The sequence below is a fragment of the Kitasatospora sp. NPDC093558 genome (genome assembly GCF_040683475.1).
In the GTDB taxonomy this organism is placed as follows: Bacteria; Actinomycetota; Actinomycetes; order Streptomycetales; family Streptomycetaceae; genus Kitasatospora.
Genome location: NZ_JBFBDY010001296.1, coordinates 1 through 1,187, shown reverse-complemented (window position 1 = coordinate 1,187; position 1,187 = coordinate 1). Strand labels below are relative to the sequence as shown.

Annotated in this window: 2 pseudogenes; one reads left to right on the top strand and one right to left on the bottom strand. The window is 73.9% G+C overall.

The features are described 5' to 3' along the window. Nucleotides 1-564: pseudogene (locus AB0O00_RS40490) on the top strand (hypothetical protein); the annotation flags it as partial. Here AB0O00_RS40490 and AB0O00_RS40485 read toward each other — a convergent pair. After that, nucleotides 531-1,187 (bottom strand): annotated as a pseudogene (locus AB0O00_RS40485) (MFS transporter); the annotation flags it as partial. The pseudogenes AB0O00_RS40490 and AB0O00_RS40485 overlap by 34 nt on opposite strands.

Genomic DNA, 1,187 nt, shown 5'->3' with positions numbered 1-1,187 from the left:
CCGGTCTCCGCCGCGTACGGCGCGCTGGTCGGCCTGGCCGGCACGCACATGCCGCAGTTCTCCACGGCCGCGAGCAAGGGCCTGACGCCACGGGCGATCCAGTCGATGGCGACGTTCGGCCTGATCGGCCTCGTGATGATCGTGCTCGGCCTGGCCGCCGTCGGCCTGGTCCGGGACCCCTTGGCCGGCCTGTCCCGCCGGTTCCCCAACGCACCGCTGGTGCTCGTCGGCGCCCTGATCGGCGGCTTCCTGGTGGGCCGTCCGTACCCGCTCTTCCGCGACCTGTTCCGGCACGCCGCCGGCACCCACAACCCGCTTTACGGCGCCGGCGCGTTCCTCCTCCAGTCGGTCGGCAACATCGCGGTCATGGCGGTGCTGTTCGTCGCGCTCGCCTACGGAACGGGCGGCCGCCTGCACCGTGCGCTGGCGGCCGAGCCCGCCCGCATCAGCGTGGTGACCGCGGCGGCCTTCCTGGTCGCCGGGGTCTTCACCGTCGTCTACTGGGATATCCGGATGCTGGGCCGGCTCGGCTACATCTGGTTCCCGCCCTCCCCCTGGAGCTGAGCCCGCCGGCCGCCGAAGGCCTGCGTCGCGACCACGACGAGCAGGGCGGGTGCCAGCAGGATCACGGCGCTTCGGGGGAGCCAGGCGGGGCCGAGCCGGGTGAGGAGTGCGCCGCCGACCACTGCGCCTCCCGCGATGCCGCTGTTCCACAGGGTGACCAGGGCGGCCTGTGCGGTGTCGGCGGCCGGGCCTGCCGCTGTGGCGAGGCCCGTCTGGAGCAGGGTCGCCGTGCCGCCGAAACCGAGGCCCCACAAGGTCGCGGCGGCGTAGACGGCGGCGGGCAGGGCCGTGGTGACGGCCAGCAGGGTGGCTGCCACGGCGAACAGGGCGACGGATGCGACGGTCAGGCGGCGCAGGTGGCCGTCGATGTGCAGGCCGACGAACCACAGGCTCGCCGCCGAGGCGATGCCGAACACGAACAGGGCGCGGTCGACCTCGCCCGCCATGCCGAGTTCGGCGAGGAGCGGGGCGATGTACGTGTACAGGATGTTGTGGGCCAGCACGAACAGCACGGTGATGGCGAGAACTTGGGCGACCCCGGGGATCGTCAGCGCCCGCCGGACGGCGATCCGGTGGCCGGGGGCCTCGCCGGGGTGGTCCGGGACGGCGAGGGCGACCCAGCC